Here is a 24,855-nt window from a genome sequence, read left to right on the forward strand (position 1 = left end):
GGGGACGACGTTGGCCCTGCTGCGTGTGCGTAGAGGTTACAACACCCTGCCGGAATAGTTCCCGCCTGGTCCACATCGCGAACATTGGCGGCAATCCCGACATACGAGCTGCTATGTCCCAAACACCGGACTGGAGGCCCGGAATTCCCTCGATAGGGTTGCACCATGGACCGTGACGGGGTGGAACGCCTGCTCGACGAGGCCGGAGTCGACGGCAGACGGCTCAGGCATGCCCTGACGCTCCTCTGCGACGGGCAGTGGTGGACCCTGTCCGACCTGGTCAGGGAGGCGGCCACCGCCCGGCGGACGATCGAGGCGCTGCTGCGCGAGGTCCCGCTGGAGCGCTCTGGCGACAGGTTCCGGGTGCCGCTCACGCATTCTCCTGACTTCCAGGACCTGCTGGCCGTGGCCCCGCCCCCGGCCGACCCGGTCGCCTATCTGCTCCCCCACTACACGCAGGTGCTCGACCGGCTGCGCCGCCTCATCGACGAGGCGCCACGCTCCCGCCACGCGCTGGATCACGTGGCCGCCACCCCAGACACCGTGCTGCGCAGGGCGCTGCTGCTCGGCGCCCGCTTCTGGCTGCGGGGCGCGAAGCTGCTGTTCGTGGGCGACCACGACCTCACCTCGCTGGCCGTCAAGCTGGTCCACCCGGAGGCCGAGGTCACGGTGGTCGACGTGGACGAGCGCATCCTGGCCTATCTGGACGCGCAGGACCTCGGCGTGCGGACCCGGTGGGCCGATCTGCGGCTGTCGCTGCCGCCGTCGGCCCGCGACCACGACCTGGCCGTCACCGACCCGCCGTACACACCGGAGGGCGTCGGGCTGTTCGTGGCGCGCGCGATCGAGGGGCTCAAGGACGATGGGCGGGTCCTGCTGGCGTACGGGGCGAGCGAGCGCACGCCGATGCTCGCCCTGAAGGTGCAGAACTCCCTCTCCGCCCTCAACCTCGCATATGACGCTATTTACCCAGATTTCAATAGATATTTCGGGGCGGAAGCCATCGGGTCCGCCGCCGACCTCTACGTCCTGCGTCCCACCACCAAGACCCGTCCCGCCGTCACCGCCCGCCTCGACCGCCTGACCACCGCCATCTACACCCAGGGCCCCCAGTCGATCGAGTCCACCGGCTCCTCGGCGGCCGACGGTTCTTCGGCGGCCGACGCCGACCTGCTGGTGGGCGACTGGCCGAGGGAACTGCCGCAGCCGCGGGTGAAGCTGTCCACGTGGCTGGCCAAGCCCTACGCCGCCGCCGTGGAGCGGGTGGCGATCGCGCTGCCCGCCGGTCTGGAGGCGGCGCTCCCGCGCCTCCTGCTGGCCACGCGCGCCGCCCGGGTGCGGGTCCTGCTCTCCGCGCCGACCCCTCTCCCGGACGTCCTGGGGTCCGTCTACGAGCTGACGTCCGGCGACGGTGTCCTGGACGCCGTACGACTCCCGCAGCCGATCGGCGACGAGGCCGGGGTGCTGCGGCGGATCCTCGACAACGGGCACGGCAAACTGGCCAACACCTGGCGCGAGGGGCTCATCGCGGTGGCCCGCTCACAGGGCACCACCCTGACCAAGAACGACGCCCGCTCCCTCATCCGGCAGGCGGCGCCGTGGGCCGAGGGCGTCACCCCGCTGGAGACGCCTCTCCACCGCCTCGCCGACCTCCCCACCATGGTCTCCGCCACGGTCACGGCCCTGTCCAAGACCACCTGACCGCGACCGCGGACGCCAGGCCCGCCGATGTCGGGCCCGCGAACACGTCAGACCTGTCGGTGCCGGGCCCATGGACGTGTCAGGTCGCGGCGACCACGCGCTTCTGGATGATGTGCCCGAGCCCGTCGAGGGCCACGAGCTGCGACACCGGGTCCCCCGTCTCCCCCGGCCGGACCGGCCCCACCCAGGCGACGGTGACGTAATGGCCGAGCGCCCTGGCCTGCGCGCGGCTGCGTACGGCGTCGAAGGGGACCGCCTGCCGGACGAACCCGTCCTTGGCCAGCGCCTTCACCAGCGCGTCGGCGGCCCGCCCGTCGGTGAGGTTGAAGATGACGAACTGCCCCGCCCCCGAGTCGCCCGTGTACGTGGCCCGCAGCGCCTGCGTGCAACCCGCCGCCGAGGCGCCCCAGAGGGCGTCGTCGCAGTCCGTGAGCTGCTCGGCCGAGGCGCGGCGCAACCCGCCGAGCGTCTCCGTGGCCGGGGTGAACACCTCGTCCACGGTCAGCGGAGCCGCGTCGCGCTGCCGGGAGTCGATGAGGGAGTAGAGCGCCGAGGTCGGCTCGCCATGGAAGGTGGACGGCCGGGCCTGGGGCCGCAGGAACAGCAGCCAGCCCGCGACGGCGAGCACCGCCACCAGGGCCGCGGCCAGCGGGATCACGACGCGGGCGCGCATCAGGACGCCGGCCCGGTGACGGAGACGACCCGGCGGTAGACGGCCTTCTCGGCCCCACGGAGCGTCAGCGAGAGCGAGACGAAGTCGTCCTTGGGCGTCGGGTCGGCGCCGTCGGCCCGGCCGATCCAGACCAGCCCGACGTAGTGGCCCAAGGCGTAGCCCCCTCCCTCGGTGTGAGCTCCCGCTGGGAAGGCGGTCTTGCCGGAGCCGACCGGGCGCGCCCAGCCGCCCCGGTAGAGCGTCTTGAGCGACTCGACCAGCTCACTGGCGGCCTTGCCGTCGCGCAGGTTGAGCAGGGTGTACTGGCCCACGTAGCGGCCGTCCGGGGTGGTGTAGACACCGCGGGCCGCCTGGCTGCACTCCGCGTCGGCCACCAGGTCGAGGAGCTCCTGGCCCCAGACGGCGGCCGAGCAGTCGGTGTCTAGCTTGCTGCCGGCCAGCTTGAGAGTGAGTTTCTTCTCACCGGTCAGCGTCTTCTGCCCGAACACCTCCTTGTCGGTGAGCGGCGTGCGGTCCTTGGCCCGCTCGGCGATCGGGTCGAACAGCTTGGGCGAGGCCCAGCTGTGGTAGATCTCCGGCAGCGCCGCGTCAGCCTGCACGATGGCGGCGCCGGTGCGCTGTTCGGGGGTGTACTGGCCCAGCGAGTTCACGAAGGCGACCAGGGCGAACGCCGCAGCCAGCACGCCCATCGCCGACACGATGATCACCAGGAGCTTCTGCTTCTTGGGGTCCATCCCCAGGTCGGTGAGCAGGGGGAACTGCCAGTCGGAGCGCGCGGGGCGCCGGCGCTTGCGGGTCGCCGTTCTGGAGGACGTCATAGCCCACCCGCCCCGATCAGGTTGCCCAGCCCGAACGTGAGCCCGGCCGCCACCACGCCGACGATCAGCTGCCGCAGCCCGGAGTACAGCCAGGAACGCGCGGTCACCGTGGAGACCAGCGCCCCCGCCCCGAACAGGGCCAGGCACGAGACGACCGCCGACACCCACAGGCTCGTCACGCCGATCAGGTACGGCGCGAGCGGCAGGAGCGCCCCCACGCCGAAGGACAGGAACGACGAGCCCGCGGCCACCTTGGGCGAGGGCAGGTCGTGCGGGTCGACGCCGAGCTCGCTCTGGGCGTGGACCTCCAGGGCCTGGGCGGGGTTCTGGGAGATCTGCCTGGCCACCTCGGCGGCCAGCTCCGGCGTCACGCCCCTGGCGACGAAGACCTGGGCGAGCTCCTCCTGCTCGGCCTCGGGGTGGCGTTCGAGCTCGCGGCGCTCGACGGCGATCTCGGCCAGGGCCAGCTCGCGCTGGCTGGCCACCGAGACGTATTCGCCACCGGCCATCGAGAACGCGCCCGCCGCCAGGCCCGCGATGCCCGCCAGGGCGATCACCTTGGTGTCACTGGTGCCGCCCGCGACACCGGCGATGAGCGCGAAGTTGGACACCAGGCCGTCCATCGCCCCGAACACCGACGGCCGCAGCCAGCCGCCGGTGACGTCACGGTGCCGGTGGTGCTGCTCCGCGCCCCCGCTCATCTCGAGTTCTTCTCCTGCTGAACGGCCTCGGGGGTCTCCCCCTGCTTCGCGGTCGCGTCGCCCTCACGGGCGTCATCCTCGCGAGCGGAATCCTCACGTACGGACTCTTCACGTACGGGCTCCTCGCCCGGCGCGCCGTCCTCAGCGTCCGCCCGCACCACCGCTGGGTCCGGAGCATCCGCACGGACGGCCTCGGGATCCGGGGCGTCCTCCGGCGCCTTGTCCGCTTCCCCAGCCTCGGAAGCGGCTTCGGAAGCGGCGGCGGCGTCGCCCGCCGGGTCGGCCTGGTCGACCCCGTGGGCCGGATCCGGGCCGCTCGCAGCGGCCTCCCGCACGTCGGCCGGGAGGATGAACTCCTCGCTGTCCTTGTTGCGGGTCAGCCAGAAGTAGACCAGCGCCCCGATGAACACCACGATCGACGTCCACTGGTTGAGCCGAAGCCCCAGGAGCGTCACCGCGTGATCCACGCCGCCGACGGGGTCGATCCGCAGCCCCTCGATCCAGAACCGCCCCAGCGTGTAACCGGCGACATAAAGGGCGAACAGCCGCCCATGGTGCAGCGCGAACCGCTTACCCGCCCAGAGCAGAACGAAGCCCAGCAGGACATCCCAGATCGACTCGTACAGGAACGTCGGGTGGTAGAGCACCCCCGGCTCGCCCCCGTGCAACTGGTCGATCTCCAGGCCCCACGGCAGCGTGGTCGGCCCGCCGTACAGCTCCTGGTTGAACCAGTTGCCCCAGCGGCCGATCGCCTGCGCGAAGATGATCCCGGGCGCCACCGTGTCGGCCACCGCGCTGAGGGACAGGCCGCGCCGGCGGCAGGCCAGCCAGACGCCGACGCCGCCGAGCGCGACCGCGCCCCAGATGCCCAGCCCGCCTTCCCAGATGAACAGGGCCTGGTAGGGCTTCTTGATCGCGCGGTCGCCGAAGTAGGTCTGCCAGTCGGTGATGACGTGGTAGAGGCGTCCGCCGATGAGGCCGAAGATCACCGCGGGCACGGAGATGTCGATGATCGTGCCCGCCTGGCCGCCACGGGCGCGCCAGCGGCGCTCGCTCAGCCAGACGGCGAAGATGACGCCGAGCACGATGCACAGGGCATAGGCCCGGATCGGCACGAATCCGAGATACCAGACCCCTTGGGAAGGGCTGGGAATCGAGGCAAGGGGCATGTCAGGTGAGGGTAGCGGAAGCGGGACTACTTGGCCGCCTTCGTGACCGCATCGCGAAGATCCTTTGGCGCGAAGACGACCTTGTTGTCCAGGGCCGTGCCGTTGAGCTTGACGGTCGGCGTGCCGCTCAGCTTCTGCTCCTTCATGACCTTGGCGCTGTAGTCGAGCTGGGCCTGCACGTTCTTCTGGCCGGTGATGCAGGTGTCGATGCCCGCCCCCGTGGCCCCGGCCTGCTTGGCCCAGGCCACCATCTGGTCGGTGGTGAAGCCCTCGGCCGTCTCACTGGGCTGGTTCTTGTAGAGAAGGTCGTGGAAGCCGACCCATTGCCTGCCGTCGGTCAGGCAGCGGGCGGCGGCACCGGCGCGCAGGGAGTTGGACTTCGTGGGATCGGTGCTGAAGATCGTGATGGGGTGGTAGACGACCTTGGCCTTGCCCTCGGCCGCGAGGTTCCTGAACGTGCTGCCGCTCACCTCCTCCATCTGCTTGCAGGCGGGGCACTGGAAGTCCTCGAAGATGTCGATGACGGGCTTGGTGACACCGCTCTGGGCCATGGTGACCGAGCCGTCGGGGTTCACCGTGGTCGGCGGAAGCGAGCCGCCGACCTGCTCCGCCTGTGACGTGCTGGCGGCGTACCAGGCGCCTAGGCCGACCGCCGCCACCGCGACCACGCTCACGGTCGCGTAGGTGACGGCCTTTCTGCGCCGCTCCCGCACGCGGTCGGCGGCCTGCTGCGCCTTGATCTTCTCCCGCGCGGACTTCGCACGGTCCCCCTTGCTCATCAGCCGATCCCCTCTTGTTCGTCATGTACGCGCTCGCCGCCCGCCAACCCGAGCGCCGAGTCGAGCGCGAAGTGCCCCGGCGGGAAGCGCACGATCCAGGCGCCGAGCACCACCAGACCGAAGTCGCGCAGGATGTCGAGCAGGTAGCTCGGCTGCACCCCCGCCCCGAGCTGCCCACCACCCCCGAAGCAGCCGCAGTCGATCCGCAGGCCGTGCGCCCACGCCCAGGCGATGCCGAAGACGAAGGCGAACATGAGCAGCCCGCCGACCACCCCGGCCACCCTGGTCAGCAGCCCGACGACCAGCAGCACCCCGACCACGATCTCCAGGATCGGCAGGCCGTAGCCCACGGTCGTGGCGAGCGAGTCGGGCAGCAGCTGGTAAGCCTTGACCGCCACGACGGAGTCGGACGGGTTGCCGATCTTCAGCCACCCGGCCGCGATCAGCACCCCGCCCAGGACCAGCCGGGCGACGGTCGTCACCCAGGGTACCGCCGTCCGAGCGTTAAGTGACTGTTTCGACGCGACCACCACTAGGGCTCCTCTTTCTCTGCGCTGGAAAGCGCACAGTATCGGGAACCCATCTGACCACGCCCGGGATAAGACTCGGTTAAGAGGGTTTTCCCGCGTCTGAGCCGTACGCGCTGCTCACGGCGTCGCGGCGGGACGGCCCCGACTCACCGAGCCCTACCCACTGACACGCCCGGCCGAGCGTCGATCGCGGATGACTTGGCCTAGCCGCAGACGAACTTGGCGGCGCCCCAGTCCGCGTGGTCGTTGCCGTTGCCGTCGCCGCCGTCGCCCGCCACGAGGTCCACATACCGGGCGCCGGTGAGGTCGGCGGTCAACTCGTAGGCCGGATCGGCGGCCCGCAGCACCGGGCTGTGTGCCTTGACCACCCCGTCGGCGACCACGCTGTACTCCACGGACCCCCTGGTGGCCTGGACGTCGTCCACGCCGACGGAGGCTGTGAAGGCCGTACACCGGCCGCCGAGGTAGAAACGGACGTCGGCGGGCGCGTGCGTGCCCAGCCCCTTGGCGAACGTCTGGCCGCCGATCACGATCGGCGTGCCGTCGGCCGCGCCGAGGTCGCCGTTGGACCGGTCGCGCTCGACCGGCCCCCAGCCGTTGGCCGCGCTGACCCACTCCAGGTCGCTCGCCCAGGCCGCCGCGGTGGGTGGCGGCGGCAGCGTCCTTACCGTCGTCACCGCGCCGATCGTCTTGGCGGCACCCGCCGCGGTGTAGGCGGCGTCGGCCTTCAGCTCGTAGGTGTCATAGGGCGCGTCCGCGGGCGGCGTCACCTTCCAGGTGGTCACCAGCTTGCCGCCGGGCTCCACCGTGCCGGTCCCGTCCCCGGCGACGGTCCAGCCCTCGGGTACGGTCAGCGTCACCTTGACGTCCTGGGCCGCCACGTCCTCCAGGTTGACGAACGTGGTGGTGACCTCGGAGGCCGCGCCCTGCTCGAACGCCGGCGTCGCGGGCACCACGTCCAGCGACGCGCACGCCTGGGCCTCGGGGTCCCCCCCCAGGTCCTTGACGGCGAGGTCGTCGAGGACGAAGTCGGCCCCGGCCTGCTCGGGCAGCAGCGAGCGGAGCCCGACCCAGACGTCGCCGCAGCCCGCGACCACCCGCTCGGCGAACCTGCCCGTGGTCCGCCGCTCCGGCACCGGCGTCCGCCGGGTCTCCACGCTGGAGGTGCCCTTGTCGTAGCCGGTCACCCAGGCGTAGGCGTCGGCCAGGGCGCTCTGGTAGCCGAAGGACACCTCGTAGGCGTGTCCCGGCTCGAACCGGACGGTCTGCGGCACGGTCCGGTAGACCAGTCCCTGCCGCTCCTCGTGCGCCTTCAGCGACCAGTCACCGTTGATCACGTCGTCGACGGCCTTGCCGTTCCAGCCGGCCTGCGTGTACGGCTCGTGCCGCTCCGACAGATGCGTACGCGCGTCGAAGGCGCCCCCGGCGTCGCCCTTGACGAACGGCCCCCATCCCGGCTCGGCGGACTCGAACGTCTCGGTCCCACCCGGCGGGTCGCTCCTGATGAGCCGCACGTCGTCCACCCGCACCTTCGCCGCGCCGGCGGCGGCCGTGATCCGCAGCGTGACGGAGCCGCGCGGCGCGGTGAAGGCCACCTTGACGCGCTGGAAGTAGGTGTCGTGCTTCTCGTCGGAGGCGATGTAGTTCTTCGCGGTCGAGCGCTGGATCGTCGTCTTCCGGCCACCGGCCTCCAGGGTGGTCTGTCTGGACTGCCCGGGTTCGACCTCGACGAACGCCGAGGCGGTGTAGGCGCGCCCGGGCTGGAGGCCGGTCAGCCGCTGCTCCAGCCGGGCCCGCGGACCGCCGCCGAGCAGGGCCATGCGCTGGCCGCGCTCGTTCTTCTGGACGCTCACCGGGCCGGTGACCTGCCAGTCGCGCAGCCCGTCGCCGTTGAAGCCGGGATCGCGCACGCCGCTCCCCTCGCCCCAGCGGGGCTCGGCCTGGGCGGGCGCCCTGCCGGGGTAGAGCACGTACGGCACGCCCGCCTCGGCCCGCAGGGTGATCTTGCCGTCGACCGGGGTGGCGACGCCCACGCGGACCCGGCCCTGGTCGGTGAGCTTGTAGACGGTCAGCGGCCGGGCGGCGTCCCAGGTGGTGGTGCCGCCGGCCGGGTTGTAGTGGTAGTACTTGCCCGCCCACGGCAGCAGGTACGTGGTGCCGTCGAGCACCTTGTGACCGCCCGCGAACAGCAGGCGCCTGCCGTCCGCCACCGTGCCGCGCACGCCTCCGGTGAAGACGATCTCGTCGGGGTTCCAGTCGGTGATCTGGTAGTGCTGCAGGAACTTGGCCGGCAGGTTGTGCTCCCAGATGTTGCGGTAGAAGGCGGTGAAGTCGTTCTGCGCGGTCCAGCCCTCGAACTCGACGATGCGGGCGTTGCCCAGGATGGGGTGGGCGTTCCAGACGTCCTTCTCGCCGTTGCGGATGAACCGGATGATCTGCGAGTTCAGTCCCTTGTTGGTGGCTCCGCCGTAGTTGAGGTCATTCGCCCAGTGTGACCAGAGGGACGAGCGCTCCAGCTTGTCGGCCCATTCGGTGGCCACCTGCCAGCCCTGCCCGCGCAGCTCGGTGAGCAGGCGGTCGGCCACCCAGCCGTGCGGGCGGTACACGTCCACGTACAGGAGGGCCAGGTTCCTCTCGGTCTCGGCGCGCAGCCGATGGAGCCGCTTGGCGAGGGTGCCCCTGGTCAGGTCGCCGCGCTGGTCGATCAGGTACGACTGGTCGAGCCAGTTCCAGCCCTTGGTGTCCTTGTTGACGAGCTGCTCGCTGAAGCTCTTCGCCTCGGGGTAGGACTCGGTGGCGTTGACGTGCACGCCGAACGTCGCGTTCCACTCCTTGCCGGTCTTGAGCAGGGTGTTGAGGTCGGCCAGGCCGCCGGCGCGCTTGTTGTAGTTGCCGCCGTAGTCGGGGTGGGCCGAGTCGTGGCCCTCCGACTGGTACCCCTTGAGCAGGGCCAGCTGGCCCAGGCCGTCGGTGCCCAGCGAGATCCGCTTGACGTCGTCGAGGGTGCGCAGGAACGGGTGGGTGGCCTGGCTGGAGAAGTTGAACGGGATGTGCGCGATCACCCGGTCCTTGGTCCGGTCCGCGCCGGGCGCCTTGACGCCGATGCTCCTGAACGCGACGGCGCCGTCCTGCCAGTCGAGGCCGCCGTCGCCGTTGGCGTCGGGGGTGACCACGACCTTGGCCCACGGCAACTCCTCGGTGAAGGGCGCGCCGCTGCCCCGGTAGGTCCACTGACCGCTCCACACGCCGACCCTGATCCGGCCGCCGTCCTCCTGCCTGGCCTGGTGCCAGAAGCGGGCCGCGTCCTTGTCGGTGACGCCTGAGGGGCGGTCGTAGGTGGAGTTCGACTCGACCGCGGCGGCCAGGGCGCCGGTGTTGACGATGGCGTACGAGGCGCCGACCGGGGCGGTGTCGGGGGCCGTCCGCGGAGTGACGGCGGCGAAGACGTCGGCCGTACGGGTGGAGTTGGGGTCGAGCCTGGTGAACGCGGTCGCGGCGCCCGGCTGGTCGCTGGTCACCGACACCAGGTCGTGGCCCGGCAGGTCGATGGTGTTGACCCGGAACGTCGCGGTGTCGGTGACCGCGTCGATCGCGAACGTCGTCACCCGGTCCTTGACGCGGATGCTGGCGTCCAGCGTGACGCCCGCCTCGAAGGTCAGCCGGTAGCGGGCGGAGGCGCCGTCGGTGCCGCGCAGCACGACCGTGGCCTCGTACGGCGTGCCGTTCAGCACCACGCCGGGCACGGCGGTGCTGCCGTCGAGGACGGCCCCGCTCGCCTTGTCGGTGTAGCGCAGGATCCTCGGGAAGGCAGGGTCGAGGTCGACGGCCAGTTGCCCGGAGGAGATCCTGACGGGCTCGGCCACGGCGGTGGGCTCGGGGGCCAGGTTCTGCTGCGTGGGAGACGGGGGCGTGGGACCGGTGGTCGGCTGGTCGGGCGAGGACAGCTCGTAGGTGGGCGTCGGCTCCGGGGTGGGCTCCGCGCCTCGCACGGACGTCGCCGGCGCTCGCGTGGCTTGTGCGGGGGTGGCCAGGGCGACGGCCGATAAGGCGAGGACGGCGGCGGCTACGAAGGTACCGGGACTCCGACGCATATATGTCCTTTCACAGGTATGCGTCGTACTGCGTGGGGCCCCGATACCACCAACCCGCCACCGCAACACGCGCTATGGACCGACGCCAGAAATACTGACACTTGTCCAGTTGCGAGTCGCGGGATTTGACAGAAACGGTTAGGCGCGGGAGCGGACGCCCGCCGCCATCTCCCGGGCCAGCACGCCGATCGACTCGCGGCCCGCCGCCTCGTCGGGCGCGTCGAGCATCCGACGGATGAACGCCGAGCCCACGATGACGCCGTCGGCGTAGCCGGCCACCTCGGCCGCCTGCTTGCCGGTGCCGACGCCCAGCCCCACGCACACGGGCAGCGCGGTGTGCGCGCGGGTGCGCTTGACCAGGTCCTCGGCCGCCACGTTGACGGTCTCTCTGGCCCCCGTTACGCCCATCAGCGAGGCCGCGTAGACGAACCCGGTGCAGCAGTCGACGACGGCCTTGATGCGCGCCTCGGTGGAACTGGGCGCCACCAGGAACACGGTGTCGATGCCCGCCGCGGCCGAGGCCGCCCGCCACGGCTCCGACTCCTCCGGCGTCAGGTCGGGCGTGATCGTGCCGACGCCGCCCGCGCCGGCCAGGTCACGGGCGAACCGCTCGGCGCCGTAGCGGTCGATCGGGTTCCAGTACGTCATGACCAGCGTGGCCGCGCCGGTGGCGGCGACTCCCTCGACCGTACGCAGGACGTCGGCGATCCGGGTGCCGTTGACCAGCGAGCGGTGCACGGCGTCCTGGATGGTCGGCCCGTCCATGAGCGGGTCGGAGTAGGGCAGCCCGATCTCGATCACGTCGCAGCCGGCCTCGACCAGGGCGGCGGCCGCGGTGACGGCGCCTTCCTTGGACGGGAAGCCCGCGGGCAGGTAGCCGACCAGCGCGGCCCGGTTCTCCGCCTTCGCCGTGGCGAAAACCGTCTGAAGAGTAGTCATGATCGTCCGTTCTCAGTGGTCAGGGGCCGCATCGCCGCCGTCCTTGCCATGGTGCCATCGGCCGCCGGGCTCGGGCATCTTCCAGAGCCAGTGCGGCGCGAACCCCGGGCCGTCAGAGGTTGAAGTACTTCATCGCCGTGCCCATGTCCTTGTCGCCGCGCCCCGAGAGGTTGACCAGGATGGTCGCCTCGGGACCCAGCTCGCGGCCGAGCTCCAGCGCGCCCGCCAGGGCGTGGGACGACTCGATGGCCGGGATGATGCCCTCGGTCCTGGCCAGCAGCGAGAACGCGGCCATCGCCGCGTCGTCGGTCACACCGTGGTAGACCGCCCGCCCGCTGTCCTTGAGCCAGGCGTGCTCGGGACCGACGCCCGGGTAGTCGAGACCGGCCGAGATCGAGTGCGACTCGATCGTCTGGCCCTCCTCGTCCTGCAGGACGTAGGTGCGCGAGCCGTGCAGCACCCCGACCGAGCCGGCGGTGAGCGTGAGCGCGTGCTCGCCGCTCTCCAGGCCGTGGCCGGCGGCCTCGTAGCCGTGCAGCTGGACACTCTCGTCGCCGATGAAGGCGTGGAAGATGCCGATCGCGTTGCTGCCGCCGCCGACGCAGGCGGCGATCGCGTCGGGCAGCCGGCCGGTCAGCTCCAGCATCTGGCGGCGGGCCTCGACGCCGATGATGCGCGCGAAGTCGCGCACGATCTCGGGGAAGGGGTGCGGGCCGGCGATGGTGCCGAACAGGTAGTGGGTCGTGTCGACGTTGGTGACCCAGTCGCGGAACGCCTCGTTGATGGCGTCCTTCAGCGTCTGGGAGCCGTTGGTCACCGGCACCACCGTGGCGCCGAGCAGCTTCATCCTGGCCACGTTGAGCGCCTGGCGCTCGCAGTCGACCTGGCCCATGTAGATGACGCACTCCAGGCCGAGCAGGGCCGCCGCGGTGGCGGTGGCCACGCCGTGCTGGCCCGCGCCGGTCTCGGCGATCACGCGCTTCTTGCCGAGCCGCTTGGTCAGCAGCGCCTGGCCGAGCACGTTGTTGATCTTGTGAGCGCCGGTGTGCGTGAGGTCCTCGCGCTTGAGGATGATCCGCGCGCCGCCGGCGTGCTCGGCGAAGCGCGGGACCTCGGTCAGCGTGGTCGGCCTGCCCGCGTACGTACGCAACAGGTGGTCGAACTCGCGCAGGAACTCGGCGTCGTTCTTGGCCTTCTCGTAGACCGCGGCGACCTCGTCGAGGGCCGGGATGAGCGCCTCGGGAACGTAGCGCCCGCCGAAGATGCCGAACTTGCCGTGCACGTCGGGGTCGTTGCCGTAGGCGCCGTTACCTGCCAGGTCGGCGGCGGTGAGAATGGTGCCGTCGTTTGCCACTGCTATCCCTCTGCTCCGTGGTCGGGGCGCGTCGCGGGGTGGGCGCCGGCGGTCACCAGCGCCTCCACGGCCTTGCGTGGATCCTTGCCGGTGACCAGGCTCTCGCCCACCAGGACGGCGTCGGCGCCGACCCGTGCGTAGGCGAGCAGGTCATGCGGACCCCGCACGCCCGACTCCGCGATCTTGATCACATTATCGGGGACCTTCGGCGCCAGCTTGGCGAACACGTCGCGGTCGACCTCGAGTGTCTTCAGATTACGGGCGTTGATCCCGATGATCCGGGCGCCCGCCGCGACCGCCCGCTCCAGTTCCTCCTCGGTGTGCACCTCGACCAGCGGGGTGAGCCCGATGGACTCGGCCCGCTCGATCAGCGACACCAGGGCCTCCTGCTCCAGGCAGACCACCATCAGCAGCGCCAGGTCGGCGCCGTGGGCCCTGGCCTCCCAGAGCTGGTAGGAGGTGAGGATGAAGTCCTTGCGCAGGATCGGGATGTCGACCCGGGCGCGGACCGCGGCCAGGTCCTCGAGGCTGCCGCCGAACTTGCGCCGCTCGGTCAGCACACTGATGACGTGGGCGCCGCCCGCCTCGTAGTCGGCGGCCAGCGCGGCCGGGTCGGCGATGGCTGCCAGCGCGCCCTTGGACGGGCTGGAGCGCTTGACCTCGGCGATCACCGAGATCCGGTCGCCGCCGAGCGCGGCGAGCGCGTCTTTGGGCCCCGAAGCCCGCTCGGCCCGCTGCTTGAGCTCGTCAAGCGACACGGCCTGCTGACGGGTGGCGAGGTCGGCGCGCACCCCGTCGAGGATGTCGTCGAGGACGCTCGGCCCTTCGGTCCGCTCACTCACGCGCTTGGGGTCCCTCCGGTCGGCAGTTGGGGGCGGCAGAGAGTTCGCATCGCGTCCGCTCCCGGCCTGTCTTGCGATGGTATCGGCCCCGACGTGGTCAGCTCACCACAGGCCCCCGGCTACGGCGCGAGAACCGCCCCGAATGGCAGGTTTCGGACCACCCAGTACACCAGCACTATGCCGAGAAACGCCCAAAGCCAGGCTGGATGCGCGAGTGTCGTCCGCCGGGGCTTGCCCTGCCAGGCGCGGACCAGCCAGCGCCCCCACCAGAACAGCAGAAAGGGGATCATCGCCATGGCGAGCGGGTTGAGGCCGAGCGCGGTCACCGGGTCGAGGTGGGCCAGCGCGTGGATGGTGCGCAACGTGCCGCAGCCCGGACAGTAGAGGCCGGTGGCCCACAGGAACGGGCAGGTCGGGTAGTGGCCCGGCTGGTTGGGGTCGATCGTGCCGACGACCGCGAACACCGCCCCCGCCGCGGCGGCGACGCCGAGCGGCGCGAGCACGGACCGGAGCCGGTCGGTGCCGCGCCGCTCGAAGTTCGCGATGTCCATCAGTATCCGGACGACGGGGCGTTCGCGGCGACGATCACGAAGAGCAGGATGTAGCCGATGACGATGAGGATGTTGATGATCGCACCGACGATCAGCGCGCGCTTCCACCACGTCTTGGCCTCTTCCGAGGACTGCACGGCGCCCTGGTAGTCACCGGCCTGCCACTTCGAGTTTACCTGCGACGACTTGACAATCGACACGATACCGAAGGGAAGGCAGCAGAACAGTGTCGTGAGGATGGCCGCGACCAGGTGGTTGTCCGGCGGGCTCTGCGGCGCGCCGTAGCCGCCGGGCTGACCGTAGCCGCCGCCGGGAGGCGGGCCGTAACCGGGAGGCTGGGCGCCGTAGCCGCCACCGCTCGGGGGCTGCTGACCATAGCCACCCCCGCTGGGCGGCTGCTGGCCGTAACCGCCACCACTCGGGGGCTGCTGACCGTAACCACCCCCGCCACTGGGCGGCTGCTGGCCATAGCCACCGCCGCTGGGCGGCTGCTGACCATAGCCACCCCCGCTGGGCGGCTGCTGACCGTAACCGCCACCACCACTCGGGGGCTGCTGACCGTAACCGCCGCCGGGCGGCTGGGCGCCGTAACCGCCGTCGCCCTGGTTTCCGTAGCTCATGCTGATGACTCCTCAATCTGTGGCGCGTTGCGCGCGGCAGCCTAGCGACAAACCACTATCGACGTGGAATAACGTCCACGTTGCGGACAATTTGTAACCGACTGGATGCCCTGCGGGTCAGTAGTTTCCGGTCGTGGTGGTGGTCGCGAGCCCCACGAAGGTCAGCCAGATACCGCCGAACACGAGCCAGAGAATCGCCCAGAGCACGATCGTGATGTACGAGGTGATCAGGCCGCCCATGGCCATGCCCTGACCCTCCTCGCCGGTGCGCTTGATGCGGTTGAGGGCGATGTGGCCCACGACGGCGCCGGGGATGCTGGTCAGGCCGCAGAACAGCAGCCCGACGATGCCCAGGACGAGCGAGGCGACGGCCAGGCCGCTGGTGGACCTCGGCGGGGCCCCGTAGGCGCCGTAGCCGGGCTGCCCGTAGGCGCCAGGCGGTTGCTGGCCGTACCCGTACTCACCGGACGGTTGCTGGCCATAGCCGTAGCCGCCAGACGGCTGCTGGCCATAGCCGTAGCCGCCAGACGGCTGCTGGCCATAGCCGTAGCCGCCGGACGGCTGCTGGCCGTAATAGCCGCTCGGAGGCTGCTGACCGTAACCCGGAGACTGACCACCTGGAGATTGGCCGTAGCTCGGAGGCTGGCCGTGGCCCGGAGACTGACCGTAGCCTCCGCCGGGCGGCTGGGCGCCGTAACCCCCGCTGTTGCCCTGATCCCCGTAACTCATGCCAGTGGCACCTCATCCCCTCTTGGCCCGTTGCAGAGGAAGCTTATTGACGAAACGTGCGCCGGTCCGGCAACGGTTCAGACCGTGGACTTTTTGTGATGAGCCCGCGACGGAGAGGGGTCGCCTCGCGGCTAGGTCGGGTCGTCGCCGCGGTCCAGGGCGTCCCACATGGAGCGGTCGCCGGTGGTCTCAGGACGCTCGCGTGTGTACTTGGCGGACATGCCGGCCCATCCGCCGCCTCGTACGACGGCCACGACGCCACCCGCGACCATCAGCACCGCCCCGAGCCCGCACACCACGGGCCAGAACGCCACCACGTCCCACTGGATCGCGCCGGTCGCACGCATGACGTTCCGCTCGCGCAGCCAGCTCAGCACCCCGCTCCCGCCGGCCGCCTGCCACGCGCCGAGCCCGGCGCCCACCCCGCACAGGGCCAGCAGCACTCCGATCACCCGGCGACCGGCACCCTTGGTGGCCAGCACGGCCACCACCCCCGCCAGCCCGGCCAGCGCCAGGGGTGTCAGGACCGGACTGAGGTCGGCGCCGCTCGGCACGGCCACCGCTCCTGTGCCGCTGACGCGCACGTTCGTCACCCACGCCCGGCCCGCGGCGACCAGCACCAGCACGCAGCCGAGCACCGTCACCGCCAGCCAGGCGGTCAACTCCCGCCGCCCCCGCCGAGCCGCGACCTCAGCCGGAGAACCGCCCTGCTCCCCTGCTTCGGACCCGTCGCCCGTCTGGGACACCTCCGCCGCCGCCCCACTTGTCTCGGACACGGCCTCCGCCCGCAGCGCGGACTCCTGACCATCCGACCGGGACATGGCGCCCGACCGTGGTCCGGGCTCCGGACCGCCAGATCGGGGCGCGACGTCCCGCTCGGGCCGGATGTCCGACTCGGATCCATCACCCAGTTCAGGTCCGGTGGCCGCCCCGGATCCGGTGCCCGGCTCAGGTCCGGTGGCCGTCATGGCGTGATCGTCACCTCGAGCGAGTCGGCGTCGAAGCAGGTGTGGTCGCCCGTGTGGCAGGCCGCCCCCACCTGGTCCACCTTGAGCAGCACCGTGTCACCGTCGCAGTCGAGCGACACCGCCTTGACGTGCTGCACGTGCCCCGACGTATCCCCCTTCACCCAGTAGGCCCCCCGGCTGCGCGACCAGTAGGTGGCCCGTCCCGTGGTGAGGGTGCGATGCAGCGCCTCGTCGTCCATCCAGGCGAGCATCAGCACTTCGCCCGAGTCGTACTGCTGGACGATCGCGGGCACCAGCCCGTCGCCGTTGCGCTTGAGCCGCGCGGCGATCTTGGGGTCAAGGGACATGTCGTCATTCAACCAGCCGGGGCGACCGCCCTCCGAATCGACGGTGGCACAGCCGCAGCCCCGACCTGAGATCGCCGGGGGCCAGGCGGTCACACGACCGTCTCGATCCCTGTGACGGTCCGTCGTGGCTGGGCGTCTCTTGGGAGGGATCCCCCGTCGGGGGAGCGTAAGAAGGCCGCCTGTCGTGGCAGAGGCCCCAAGGGAGGCGCGCCCCCTCCGAGGAAGTGCAAGGAGACCGCCCAGAGCTAGTCGAGTGCCTGCGACAGCGTCTCGTAGATCGGGAACAGCGGTGCGATGTTGGTCCGGCGCAGGCGCCTCAGGACCTGGCCGTCCGTGGCGATCAGCGCCATGGTGCCGTCGCGGTCCCGCAGGGCGGCCAGCTGGCGAACCAGCACCCCCAAGCCCGATGTGTCGATGAAGGTCAAGTTGCTCAGGTCGACGACCAGGCGCGGCCCGTGTGTCGCGACCGCCTCGTCGAAACATTTGCGGACCTTTGACACGTTGTCCGCGTCGACCTCGCCCGCGAGGCTGACGACCACGAGCTCGCCATGTCGGCGCCGCGTCATCTCCAGCACATCCACGCCCATGCTCCTCATGACTCCGCCACTAGCGGCCCCCGCGGAAAAGGTACACCGGAACGCGCCACGTTACCGAGGGTTTTGCGAAGAACGCATTACGTAATGATGAGCGGCGGAGTATTTTCTCTGCGACGCGCAGCAGACATACGGCAGACGCACCCCAGACGCACGGCAGGGAGGGACGATCGTGGTGGACGTCGCGGGTTCCGTCCTCGATCCCGACCTGGGCGATCACGTCTGCCTGCCGTTCCAGGGAGATCGGGAGCGGATGGCCGCCACCAGGGCGTTCACGGCGAACGGGCTGCGCCGCCGGACCAAAGTGGTGATCATCACCCACACCGACACGCCGGAGCGGACGCGGGAGTGGCTGGCGCCGCTTGTGCCGGGGCTGGCCGCCGCGGAGGCGGCGGGGCGGGTCGAGATCACGGCGTACGCGGGCGCGGACGGGCCCGCGTGGCTGCTGGGCGAGCTGGTCGCGGCCGGCGAGCTGGCCAGGGAGCAGGGACATCGCGGTGTCTACGCGCTGGTCGACGCGGCCTGGGGAGTGCGGGACGCGGCGGGGCGGGAGGAGTTCGAGGCGGCGGTCAACGCGCTGTTCGGTGAGCGGTGGCTGGCGGCCGTGTGCCAGTACGATCGCGGGCTCTACTCGGCCGCGGCCGTCAACCGGGCGGCGGCCATCCATCCGATCGCGCCGGGGCAGGCCCTGCTGCGGTACGCCAACACGCGGCCGGGGCTGCGGCTGTCGGGTGACATCGACATCACCAACAGGCCGGCGTTCGCCTCGGTGCTGACCCAGCTGGAGGCGGTGACGGCCGAGGTGGTCATCGACGCGACGGGGCTCGACTTCATCGACGCCGGGTCGGCCCAGTTGCTCGCGCTGACGGCGCTGGCACGGGCCGCGGCCCATCACCATCGCACGGTGGTGGTGTGCCGCGGGACGGTGGCGCGCGTGCTGCGGCTGATCAGGGCCGACGAGGTCATCGCCGTCCGCCGGGCCGACGATGGGTAGACAGGTCCTCTGTACGGGGTTCGCGCAGGGGCGGATCACCGCCCTGCGCCGATTGGTCTCCGAGCGCGCGGCCGGGGAGGGACTGGCGGGCAAGCGGCTGGAGGACTTCGTGCTGGCGGTCAACGAGATCACCACGAACGCCGTGCTGCACGGTGGCGGCAGCGGGCGGCTACGGCTGTGGTGGCACGAGGACCGGCTCTGGTGCGAGGTGACCGACGAAGGGCCGGGCCTGCCGCCCGGCTGGACGGGTGCCTCTCACACTCCGCCGGAGTACGAACCGCGCGGGCGCGGGTTGTGGCTGACCAGGCTGCTGTGCGACCAGGTCACGGTCGCCTCCGGGCCAGGCGGCACCAGCGTACGATTCGCCGCCGCCCAGGAATGAGCCCCAAGACGCTACGAGCGAGCCGCCGACACCCAGGAGGCGTGCAGGTCCGCGTACACGCCCGGCTCCGTCACCAGTTCGGCGTGCGACCCCCGCTGTACCAGCCGCCCCGCGTCGAAGACGAGCACCTCGTTCGCGTTCTCGGCCGTCGACAGCCGGTGGGCGATCGAGATGGCCGTCCGCCCCCTGGTGACGCCTTCGAGCGCCCGCGCCAGCCGTACCTCCGTCGCCGGGTCGACCGCCGAGGTGGCCTCGTCGAGCAGCAGCAGGTCGGGGTCGGCCAGGTAGGCGCGGGCGAGCGCGACGAGCTGGCGTTCGCCCGCCGAGAGCGACTCGCCGCGCTGGCCCACGGGGGTGTCGAGGCCGGCGGGCAGGCCCTCCAGCCAGTCGGCCAGGCCGAGTTCGGTCATGGCCAGCAGGATCTCCTCGCGCGTGGCGGCGGGCCGGCCGTAGCGGACGTTCTGCTCCAGGGTGCCGTCGAACAGGAAGCCGTCCTGCGGCACCATCACGATGCGCTCGCGCAGCGAGGAGAAGCGCACGTCGCGCAGGTCGTGGCCGTCGACGGTGACGCGGCCCGCGACCGGGTCCATGAGCCGGGTGAGCAGTTTGGCGAACGTCGTCTTGCCGGAGCCGGTCTCGCCCACGATCGCGATGCGCGAGCGCGGCGGGATCGACAGCGTGACCTCGCGCAGTACGGGGACGCCGCCGGGGTAGTTGAAGTGCACGTCCTCGAAGGCGACGGAGATCGGGCCGCGCGGCAGGTCCACGCCGGCGTCGCCCGGGTCGGCCACGTCCGGCGGGGTGTCGAGGACGCCGAGGATGCGCCGCCAGCCGGCGACCGCGTTCTGGGCCTCGTTCAGCACCTCGGTGGCGGTCTGCAGGGGCGAGACGAACAACGTGACGAGGAACAGGAACGCCACCAGCCGCCCGGCCGTGATCTCGCCCGACAGCCCGAGCCGGACCCCGAGCAGGACGATCCCGGAGATGGCCACGGCGGCCACGATCTCGGTCAGCGGGAAGACGAACCCGACGATCGTCTGCGCCTTGATCTGCGCGGACCTGTTGGCGTCGACGGCGGTGTCGATGCGGTCGGCGGTGCGCCGCTCGGAGGCGTACGCCCTGATGACGGCGGCGCCGACGACGGACTCGCTGACGGCGGCGAGCATGTCGCCGGTCCGCTCGCGGACGGTGGTGTAGGCGCCGGACAGCCAGCGCTGGAAGCGCGGCAGCGCGATCACCAGCGGGATGAAGCAGGCCCAGACCAGCAGCGTGAGCTGCCAGGAGTAGACGAACATCAGCACGCTGGCCACGAGCACCTGGCCGAACGCCACGATGATCATCAGCCCGCCCCATTGCATGAACGTGCTGATCTGGTCGATGTCGTTGGTGACGCGGGAGACGAGGGCGCCGCGGCGCTCGGTGTTCTGGGTGAGCACGGACAGGTCGTGCACGTGGCGGAAGCCGCGGACGCGCAGGGTGGCCAGTGAGGACTCGGTCGCCTTGTAGAGGCGAACGTTCATGACATATCCGGCGAGGGCGGTCAGGATCACGGCGGCGGCGCACAGGGCGACAGCCCGCCAGATGTACGGCAGGTCGGGGGTGCCACCCTTGAGGCCGGTGTCGATGGTCTGCTGCACCGCGATCGGCACGATGATCTTGCCGCCGGTGGCGGCGACGGCCAGCGCCAGCGTCCCCGCCAGGCCCCTGCGGAACTCCGGCGTGAGCGAGAACCCCTGGCGGATCGTGGCCAGCGCCGACCGCTCGGCGTTGCCGCGGATCCCCTGCTCCACGCTCATGCGCTGACCTCTTCTTCCTCGATCGGCTCAATCTCGATGGCCGCCCGTTCGGCCTCCTCCCGCTCGTAGGCGGTCACCAGGTTCCGGTAGCCCTCGCAGCGCTCCAGCAGCTCATCGTGGCTGCCCCGGTCGACGACCCGTCCCCGGTCCAGGTAGACGATCTCGTCGGCCAGCGCGATCGTGGCCATCCGGTAGGCGACGACCACGACGCTCGACGCCGCGTCGCGCAGGCCGTACAGGATCTTGGCCTCGACCTGCGGATCGACGCTGGAGGTGGCGTCGTCGAGGATGAGCAGACGCGGGCGGCGGACGACCGCGCGGGCCAGCGCGAGCCGCTGGCGCTGGCCGCCGGACAGCGACGTGCCGCGTTCGCCGACGCGCGTGTCGAGCCCCGAGGCGAGCCTGGCGACGAACCCGTCGGCCTGGGCCACGCGCAGCGCCGCCCACACGTCCTCGTCGTCGGTGTCCAGCCCGAGCGCGATGTTGCCGCGTACGGTGTCGTCGAACAGGAACGTCTGCTGCGGTACGAGCGCGACGGCCTCGGCCAGCCCGCCGTAGGCGAGCCGGCGCACGTCGACGCCGTCCAGCAGCACCTGTCCGGAAGCCGGGTCGACCAGCCGCACGAGCAGCTGCACCAGCGTCGACTTGCCGGACCCGGTCGGCCCCACCAGCGCGACGGTGCCGCCGGCCGGCACGTCGAAGGTGACGTCGTGCAGCACCTCGTCCGCGCCGTAGGCGTAGGAGACGCCCGAGACCTCCAGCTTGGCGGGCCGGGCCTCGCTGAGCGCGACCTCGCCGTACTCCATGGACCCCTCGGCGTCCAGTACGGCCTGCACCCGCTGCCAGCCGACCACGCTGCGCGGCAGCTCCGCCAGCACCCAGCCGAGCGCCCTGATGGGGAAGGACAGCAGCGTGAACAGGTAGGCGACCTGCACCAGCTCGCCCGAGTCGATCGAGCTGGTGGACAGCCGCAGCGCGCCGACGCCGAGCACCGCGAGCACGCCGAGCGTGGGCAGGGCCTCCAGCAGAGGGTCGAACAGCCCGCGCACCCGCCCGACGGCAATGTTCGCGTCACGCAGCTCGTGCGCGCGCCGCCGGAAGCGCTCGGTCTCCATCGCCTCCCTGCCGAGCGTCTTGACGACGAGCGCGCCGTCGAAGCTCTCGTGCGCGATCTCGCTGACCTCCGCGCGCAGTTGCTGCGCTCGGGTGGCGAGCGGGCTGAGGCGGCGCTGGTAGATCAGGTTCAGTACGGCGATGGCCGGGAAGATCAGGAAGCCCACCAGGGCGAGCATGGGATCGGTGAGCAGCATGCCGATCGCCGCGGTGAACAGCATGACGATCACGCCGACGGCCATGGGCAGCGGCGCGAGCGGCGCCCAGGCCGCCTCGGCGTCGGCGCTGGCGTTGGACAGCAGCTGCCCGGTCGGGTGCTGGTGGTGCCACGACAACGGCAGCCGCAGGTACTGCCTGGTGACCGCGCGCCGCGAGCGGGCCTGCATGCGGTACTGCAGCAGCCCGGCCAGGATCCGGCGGCCCGCCACGCCGATGGATTTGAGCAGCGCCGCGCCCATGATGAGCAGCACTCCGGTCCAGAGCGCGCCCGCGGCGGTGTCGCCCTTGTTGAACGCGGGGAGTACGACGTTCTGGGTGGCCCAGCCGAGAGCCCAGGCGGAGGCCACGGTCATGCCACCGTAGAGCGCGCTGGCCAGGACGGCCGCGGCGAACACCGCCTTCTCCGTACGGACGGCCACCCCAAGGACGCGAAGCCCTTGACGCATGACAGCCGAGGTGACCTTGGTCGCCACGCAAATTTTCCTTTCCCCGCCCATTTCTACATATGTCAGTATCACGGGCGATCAACACGTTATTCCCGCGGGTAGGGTTGGCCGGGTGACTCACGCTCGTAGCGAACGCGCCGCGCTGTGCGACCTGCTCGACCGGCTCGGCCCGGACGCGCCGACGCTCTGCACGGGCTGGAACACCTCTGACCTGGCCGCCCATCTGGTCCTGCGCGAGCGCCGGCCCGACGCGATGGGCGGCATCGCCCTCAAGCCGCTGGCCGGCTACACGGCCTCGGTGCAGGAGGGGCTGAAGGCCAAGCACTCCTACCCCGAGCTGGTCGACCTGGTCCGCAAACCGGGCGGCGTGTACGGCGTGCTCCCCTTCCTCGACGACGCCGTCAACACCCTGGAGTTCTTCGTCCACCACGAGGACGTGCGCCGCGCGCAGCCGGAGTGGGAGCCGCGCGAGCTGCCCGCCGACCTGGAGCAGATCCTGTGGAAGCGGGTGGCCGGCGGCGGACGGCTCATGCTGCGCCGATCACCCGTGGGCGTGGTGCTGCACCGCCTGGGCGGCGGCGTGACGCTGGGCGGCGCGCAGCAGGGCCCGAAGGTGGAGGTGACGGGCCGGGCGGGCGAGCTGGTGCTGTTCTGCTTCGGACGTCAGGAGCACGCCAGGGTCGAACTGACGGGCGATGCCGACGCCGTCGCCCGGCTCCAGAACACCAAACTGGGCATGTGATGGCACGCCAACTTCCGGGGTTCCGTAGGGGCCTCGCCGATACCTCTTGGCCTTACCATGGCGTGAGAAACAAGCCCCCCGGTTAGGATCAAGGAACGTCTTCACAGAAGATGCCAAGGATCGCCCAGATCCGGGTATATACGGCTGGGAATGGACTGCAGGAGGCCCCCATGCAGGTCAAGAAGGTGGTCACGTACGTGCTAGTGGCGTTCGTGATCTTCTACCTGTTCACCCGGCCGGCCCAGGCCGCATCCGCGGTCAACGGCGTGTTCGACGGGATCGTTCATGGCGCTAACCAGTTGGCTGTCTTCTTTACCAATGTGCTGACCTGACGTGTGGTTCTGTCTGCGCTAGACGCTTCCCCACGATGCCAGATCGTGTTACGCAGGCAGAATGAGAGATCGTCCGAGCGTCACCAAACTCAATCAGCCTGATCCCCACGCCCGGCGCGTTCTCGAACGCGCCGAGATCGAGGGGATCGAGCTGATCCGGTTCCTGTACGCCGACCACGGAGGCGTCATCCGTGGGAAGGCGGCATCCCGGTCGCGACTCGCCGAGCGACTCAACACCGGGATAGGGCACACGGTGGCGATGATGGCGATGAACATGCTCGACCAGTTGCAGGAGGTCGAGCACCTGGGTCCGGTGGGCGAGGTGCGCATCGTCCCCGATCCCTCGACCTTCGTCCCGCTCCCCCACGCTCCCGGCGCCGCGGCGATGCTCTCCGATCTCCGCGAGCCGGACGGCTCACCCTGGGCGGCCTGCGCACGCACCTTCCTCAAGGACGCGGTCGGCGCGCTGGCGGACGAGGGCTACACGCTGCTGGCCGCCTTCGAGCCGGAGTTCACGCTCGGCCGGCGGCTGCCCGACCCCGCGGGCGGCTTCGACCGGCTGGTGCCTCTCGACGACACGCTGTGCTACGCCGCCACCGGCTTCGACACCGCCCACGACTACACGATCAAGCTGATGCGCGCCCTGGAGACGCAGGGCCTGCACGTCGAGCACTACCATCCCGAGCTCGGACCGGGCCAGCAGGAGCTGTCCGTACGCCACGCGCCCGCGCTACGGGCCGCCGACAACCACGTCCTCTACCGCGAGACCGTGCGCGGGGTCGCGATGCGCATGTCGATGTGGGCGTCCCTGGCCCCCAAGCCGCTGGCCGACCAGGCGGGCAACGGCGCCCACCTGCACCTGTCCCTGTGGAACGACACCCAGAACGTCTTCGCCGACGACGGCGAGCTGCGGGCGGGCTTCATCGGCGGCCTGATCGCCCACCTGCCCGCCCTGACCGCGCTGACCTGCGGCAGCGTCAACGGCTTCCGGCGGCTGGCACCGCGTACGTGGGCCAGCGCCTACGCCGTCTACGGCCCCGACAACCGGGAGGCGGCGATCCGGGTCTGCTCACCGCTCGGCGAGAGCGGCGAGCCGAACCTGGAGCTGAAGCCGTCCGACTCCTCGGCCAACCCCTACCTGTCGCTCGGCGCGGTCATCCACGCCGGCCTCGACGGGATCCGGCGCAAGCTGGACCCCGGCGAGGCGGTCGACGTCGACCCCGACACCCGGCCCGGCCGCTACCCGCGCCTGCCCGCCTCACTGGAGGAGGCGCTCGACGCCCTGGAGGCGGACGAGGTGCTCATGGAAGCGCTCGGCCCGCTACGGCGTAGCGCGTACCTGGCCGTGAAGCGGTCCGAGGCCGCCGCGTTCGCGGCCAAGGACGCCTCCTATGAGCTCTTCCACCACATGCGGGTGTTCTAGCCG

Annotated in this window: 24 protein-coding genes; 6 read left to right on the top strand and 18 right to left on the bottom strand. The window is 71.0% G+C overall.

The features are described from left to right. Window positions 1–165: 165 nt before the first annotated feature. The gene (locus LDL49_RS15480) at window positions 166–1,701 is read left to right on the top strand and encodes a bis-aminopropyl spermidine synthase family protein (RefSeq protein WP_225291726.1); all 1,536 of its coding nucleotides are present in this window, start codon (window positions 166–168) and stop codon (window positions 1,699–1,701) included. 79 nt (window positions 1,702–1,780) lie between these two features. On the opposite strand, the gene LDL49_RS15485 is transcribed toward LDL49_RS15480, so the two are convergent. From LDL49_RS15485 to LDL49_RS15560, 16 genes are all read right to left on the bottom strand, one after another. Continuing rightward, entirely contained in the window at window positions 1,781–2,374 is a 594-nt protein-coding gene (locus tag LDL49_RS15485) for a hypothetical protein (protein WP_225291727.1), read from the bottom strand. Next, a complete protein-coding gene (locus LDL49_RS15490; RefSeq protein ID WP_225291728.1) occupies window positions 2,374–3,192 on the bottom strand; it encodes a hypothetical protein in 819 nt (272 codons plus the stop codon). The genes LDL49_RS15485 and LDL49_RS15490 overlap by 1 nt, the downstream gene beginning before the upstream one ends. Then, window positions 3,189–3,893: a VIT1/CCC1 transporter family protein gene (locus tag LDL49_RS15495; RefSeq protein ID WP_225291729.1), complete on the bottom strand. Its 705-nt coding sequence runs from the start codon at window positions 3,891–3,893 to the stop codon at window positions 3,189–3,191. The genes LDL49_RS15490 and LDL49_RS15495 overlap by 4 nt, the downstream gene beginning before the upstream one ends. Next, complete coding sequence (gene lgt / locus LDL49_RS15500) at window positions 3,890–5,062, bottom strand: prolipoprotein diacylglyceryl transferase (RefSeq protein ID WP_225291730.1); 1,173 nt, start codon at window positions 5,060–5,062, stop codon at window positions 3,890–3,892. Before lgt ends, LDL49_RS15495 begins: the two co-directional genes overlap by 4 nt. A 26-nt stretch (window positions 5,063–5,088) precedes the next feature. Beyond that, window positions 5,089–5,841, bottom strand: a complete 753-nt coding sequence (locus LDL49_RS15505) for a DsbA family protein (protein WP_225291731.1) — start codon at window positions 5,839–5,841, stop codon at window positions 5,089–5,091. Continuing rightward, window positions 5,841–6,323, bottom strand: a complete 483-nt coding sequence (locus LDL49_RS15510; RefSeq protein ID WP_308016124.1) for a MauE/DoxX family redox-associated membrane protein — start codon at window positions 6,321–6,323, stop codon at window positions 5,841–5,843. Before LDL49_RS15510 ends, LDL49_RS15505 begins: the two co-directional genes overlap by 1 nt. A 251-nt stretch (window positions 6,324–6,574) precedes the next feature. Next, the gene (locus LDL49_RS15515) at window positions 6,575–10,462 is read right to left on the bottom strand and encodes an endo-alpha-N-acetylgalactosaminidase family protein (protein WP_225291733.1); all 3,888 of its coding nucleotides are present in this window, start codon (window positions 10,460–10,462) and stop codon (window positions 6,575–6,577) included. Between the two features lie 138 nt (window positions 10,463–10,600). Further along, the gene (gene trpA, locus LDL49_RS15520; protein WP_225291734.1) at window positions 10,601–11,401 is read right to left on the bottom strand and encodes a tryptophan synthase subunit alpha; all 801 of its coding nucleotides are present in this window, start codon (window positions 11,399–11,401) and stop codon (window positions 10,601–10,603) included. Window positions 11,402–11,513: 112 nt separating this feature from the next. Next, window positions 11,514–12,719 carry a tryptophan synthase subunit beta gene (gene trpB / locus LDL49_RS15525; RefSeq protein ID WP_225291839.1) on the bottom strand — a complete coding sequence of 402 codons (1,206 nt, stop codon included), beginning with the start codon at window positions 12,717–12,719 and terminating at the stop codon, window positions 11,514–11,516. A gap of 38 nt (window positions 12,720–12,757) precedes the next feature. Then, the gene (gene trpC, locus LDL49_RS15530) at window positions 12,758–13,597 is read right to left on the bottom strand and encodes an indole-3-glycerol phosphate synthase TrpC (protein ID WP_225291735.1); all 840 of its coding nucleotides are present in this window, start codon (window positions 13,595–13,597) and stop codon (window positions 12,758–12,760) included. 119 nt (window positions 13,598–13,716) lie between these two features. Continuing rightward, on the bottom strand, window positions 13,717–14,148 hold the full coding sequence (locus tag LDL49_RS15535) for a DUF2752 domain-containing protein (protein ID WP_225291736.1): 432 nt from the start codon (window positions 14,146–14,148) through the stop codon (window positions 13,717–13,719). Continuing rightward, window positions 14,148–14,768 (bottom strand): CD225/dispanin family protein, encoded by a 621-nt coding sequence (locus tag LDL49_RS15540; RefSeq protein WP_225291737.1) that lies wholly within the window; start codon window positions 14,766–14,768, stop codon window positions 14,148–14,150. Before LDL49_RS15540 ends, LDL49_RS15535 begins: the two co-directional genes overlap by 1 nt. Before the next feature lie 117 nt (window positions 14,769–14,885). Then, window positions 14,886–15,497 (bottom strand): DUF4190 domain-containing protein, encoded by a 612-nt coding sequence (locus LDL49_RS15545; RefSeq protein ID WP_225291738.1) that lies wholly within the window; start codon window positions 15,495–15,497, stop codon window positions 14,886–14,888. Between the two features lie 131 nt (window positions 15,498–15,628). Further along, on the bottom strand, window positions 15,629–16,318 hold the full coding sequence (locus LDL49_RS15550) for a Trp biosynthesis-associated membrane protein (protein WP_225291739.1): 690 nt from the start codon (window positions 16,316–16,318) through the stop codon (window positions 15,629–15,631). Between the two features lie 143 nt (window positions 16,319–16,461). Continuing rightward, window positions 16,462–16,812, bottom strand: coding sequence for a phosphoribosyl-AMP cyclohydrolase (gene hisI, locus LDL49_RS15555; protein WP_225291740.1), 351 nt, complete (start codon window positions 16,810–16,812; stop codon window positions 16,462–16,464). A gap of 245 nt (window positions 16,813–17,057) precedes the next feature. Then, a complete protein-coding gene (locus LDL49_RS15560; protein WP_225291741.1) occupies window positions 17,058–17,393 on the bottom strand; it encodes an STAS domain-containing protein in 336 nt (111 codons plus the stop codon). A 184-nt stretch (window positions 17,394–17,577) separates the two neighbouring features. Between LDL49_RS15560 and LDL49_RS15565 the strand changes: the two genes are divergently transcribed. Beyond that, window positions 17,578–18,399 carry an MEDS and STAS domain-containing protein gene (locus LDL49_RS15565; RefSeq protein ID WP_225291742.1) on the top strand — a complete coding sequence of 274 codons (822 nt, stop codon included), beginning with the start codon at window positions 17,578–17,580 and terminating at the stop codon, window positions 18,397–18,399. Next, a complete protein-coding gene (locus LDL49_RS15570; protein WP_225291743.1) occupies window positions 18,392–18,781 on the top strand; it encodes an ATP-binding protein in 390 nt (129 codons plus the stop codon). The genes LDL49_RS15565 and LDL49_RS15570 overlap by 8 nt, the downstream gene beginning before the upstream one ends. Window positions 18,782–18,792: 11 nt before the next feature. Here LDL49_RS15570 and LDL49_RS15575 read toward each other — a convergent pair whose 3' ends face one another. Together LDL49_RS15575 and LDL49_RS15580 are read right to left on the bottom strand one after the other, a co-directional pair. After that, window positions 18,793–20,577 carry an ABC transporter ATP-binding protein gene (locus LDL49_RS15575; RefSeq protein ID WP_225291744.1) on the bottom strand — a complete coding sequence of 595 codons (1,785 nt, stop codon included), beginning with the start codon at window positions 20,575–20,577 and terminating at the stop codon, window positions 18,793–18,795. After that, window positions 20,574–22,355 carry an ABC transporter ATP-binding protein gene (locus LDL49_RS15580; protein ID WP_225291840.1) on the bottom strand — a complete coding sequence of 594 codons (1,782 nt, stop codon included), beginning with the start codon at window positions 22,353–22,355 and terminating at the stop codon, window positions 20,574–20,576. The genes LDL49_RS15575 and LDL49_RS15580 overlap by 4 nt, the downstream gene beginning before the upstream one ends. A 112-nt stretch (window positions 22,356–22,467) precedes the next feature. On the opposite strand from LDL49_RS15580, the gene LDL49_RS15585 reads away from it, so the two are divergent. From LDL49_RS15585 to LDL49_RS15595, 3 genes are all read left to right on the top strand, one after another. Then, window positions 22,468–23,097 carry a TIGR03085 family metal-binding protein gene (locus LDL49_RS15585; RefSeq protein WP_225291745.1) on the top strand — a complete coding sequence of 210 codons (630 nt, stop codon included), beginning with the start codon at window positions 22,468–22,470 and terminating at the stop codon, window positions 23,095–23,097. 170 nt (window positions 23,098–23,267) lie between these two features. Further along, a complete protein-coding gene (locus LDL49_RS15590) occupies window positions 23,268–23,429 on the top strand; it encodes a cytochrome c family protein (RefSeq protein WP_214637633.1) in 162 nt (53 codons plus the stop codon). 61 nt (window positions 23,430–23,490) lie between these two features. After that, window positions 23,491–24,852 (top strand): glutamine synthetase family protein, encoded by a 1,362-nt coding sequence (locus LDL49_RS15595; protein ID WP_225291746.1) that lies wholly within the window; start codon window positions 23,491–23,493, stop codon window positions 24,850–24,852. The last annotated feature ends 3 nt before the right edge of the window (window positions 24,853–24,855 follow it).

The organism is Nonomuraea aurantiaca, from assembly GCF_020215705.1.
Taxonomy (GTDB): domain Bacteria; phylum Actinomycetota; class Actinomycetes; order Streptosporangiales; family Streptosporangiaceae; genus Nonomuraea; species Nonomuraea aurantiaca.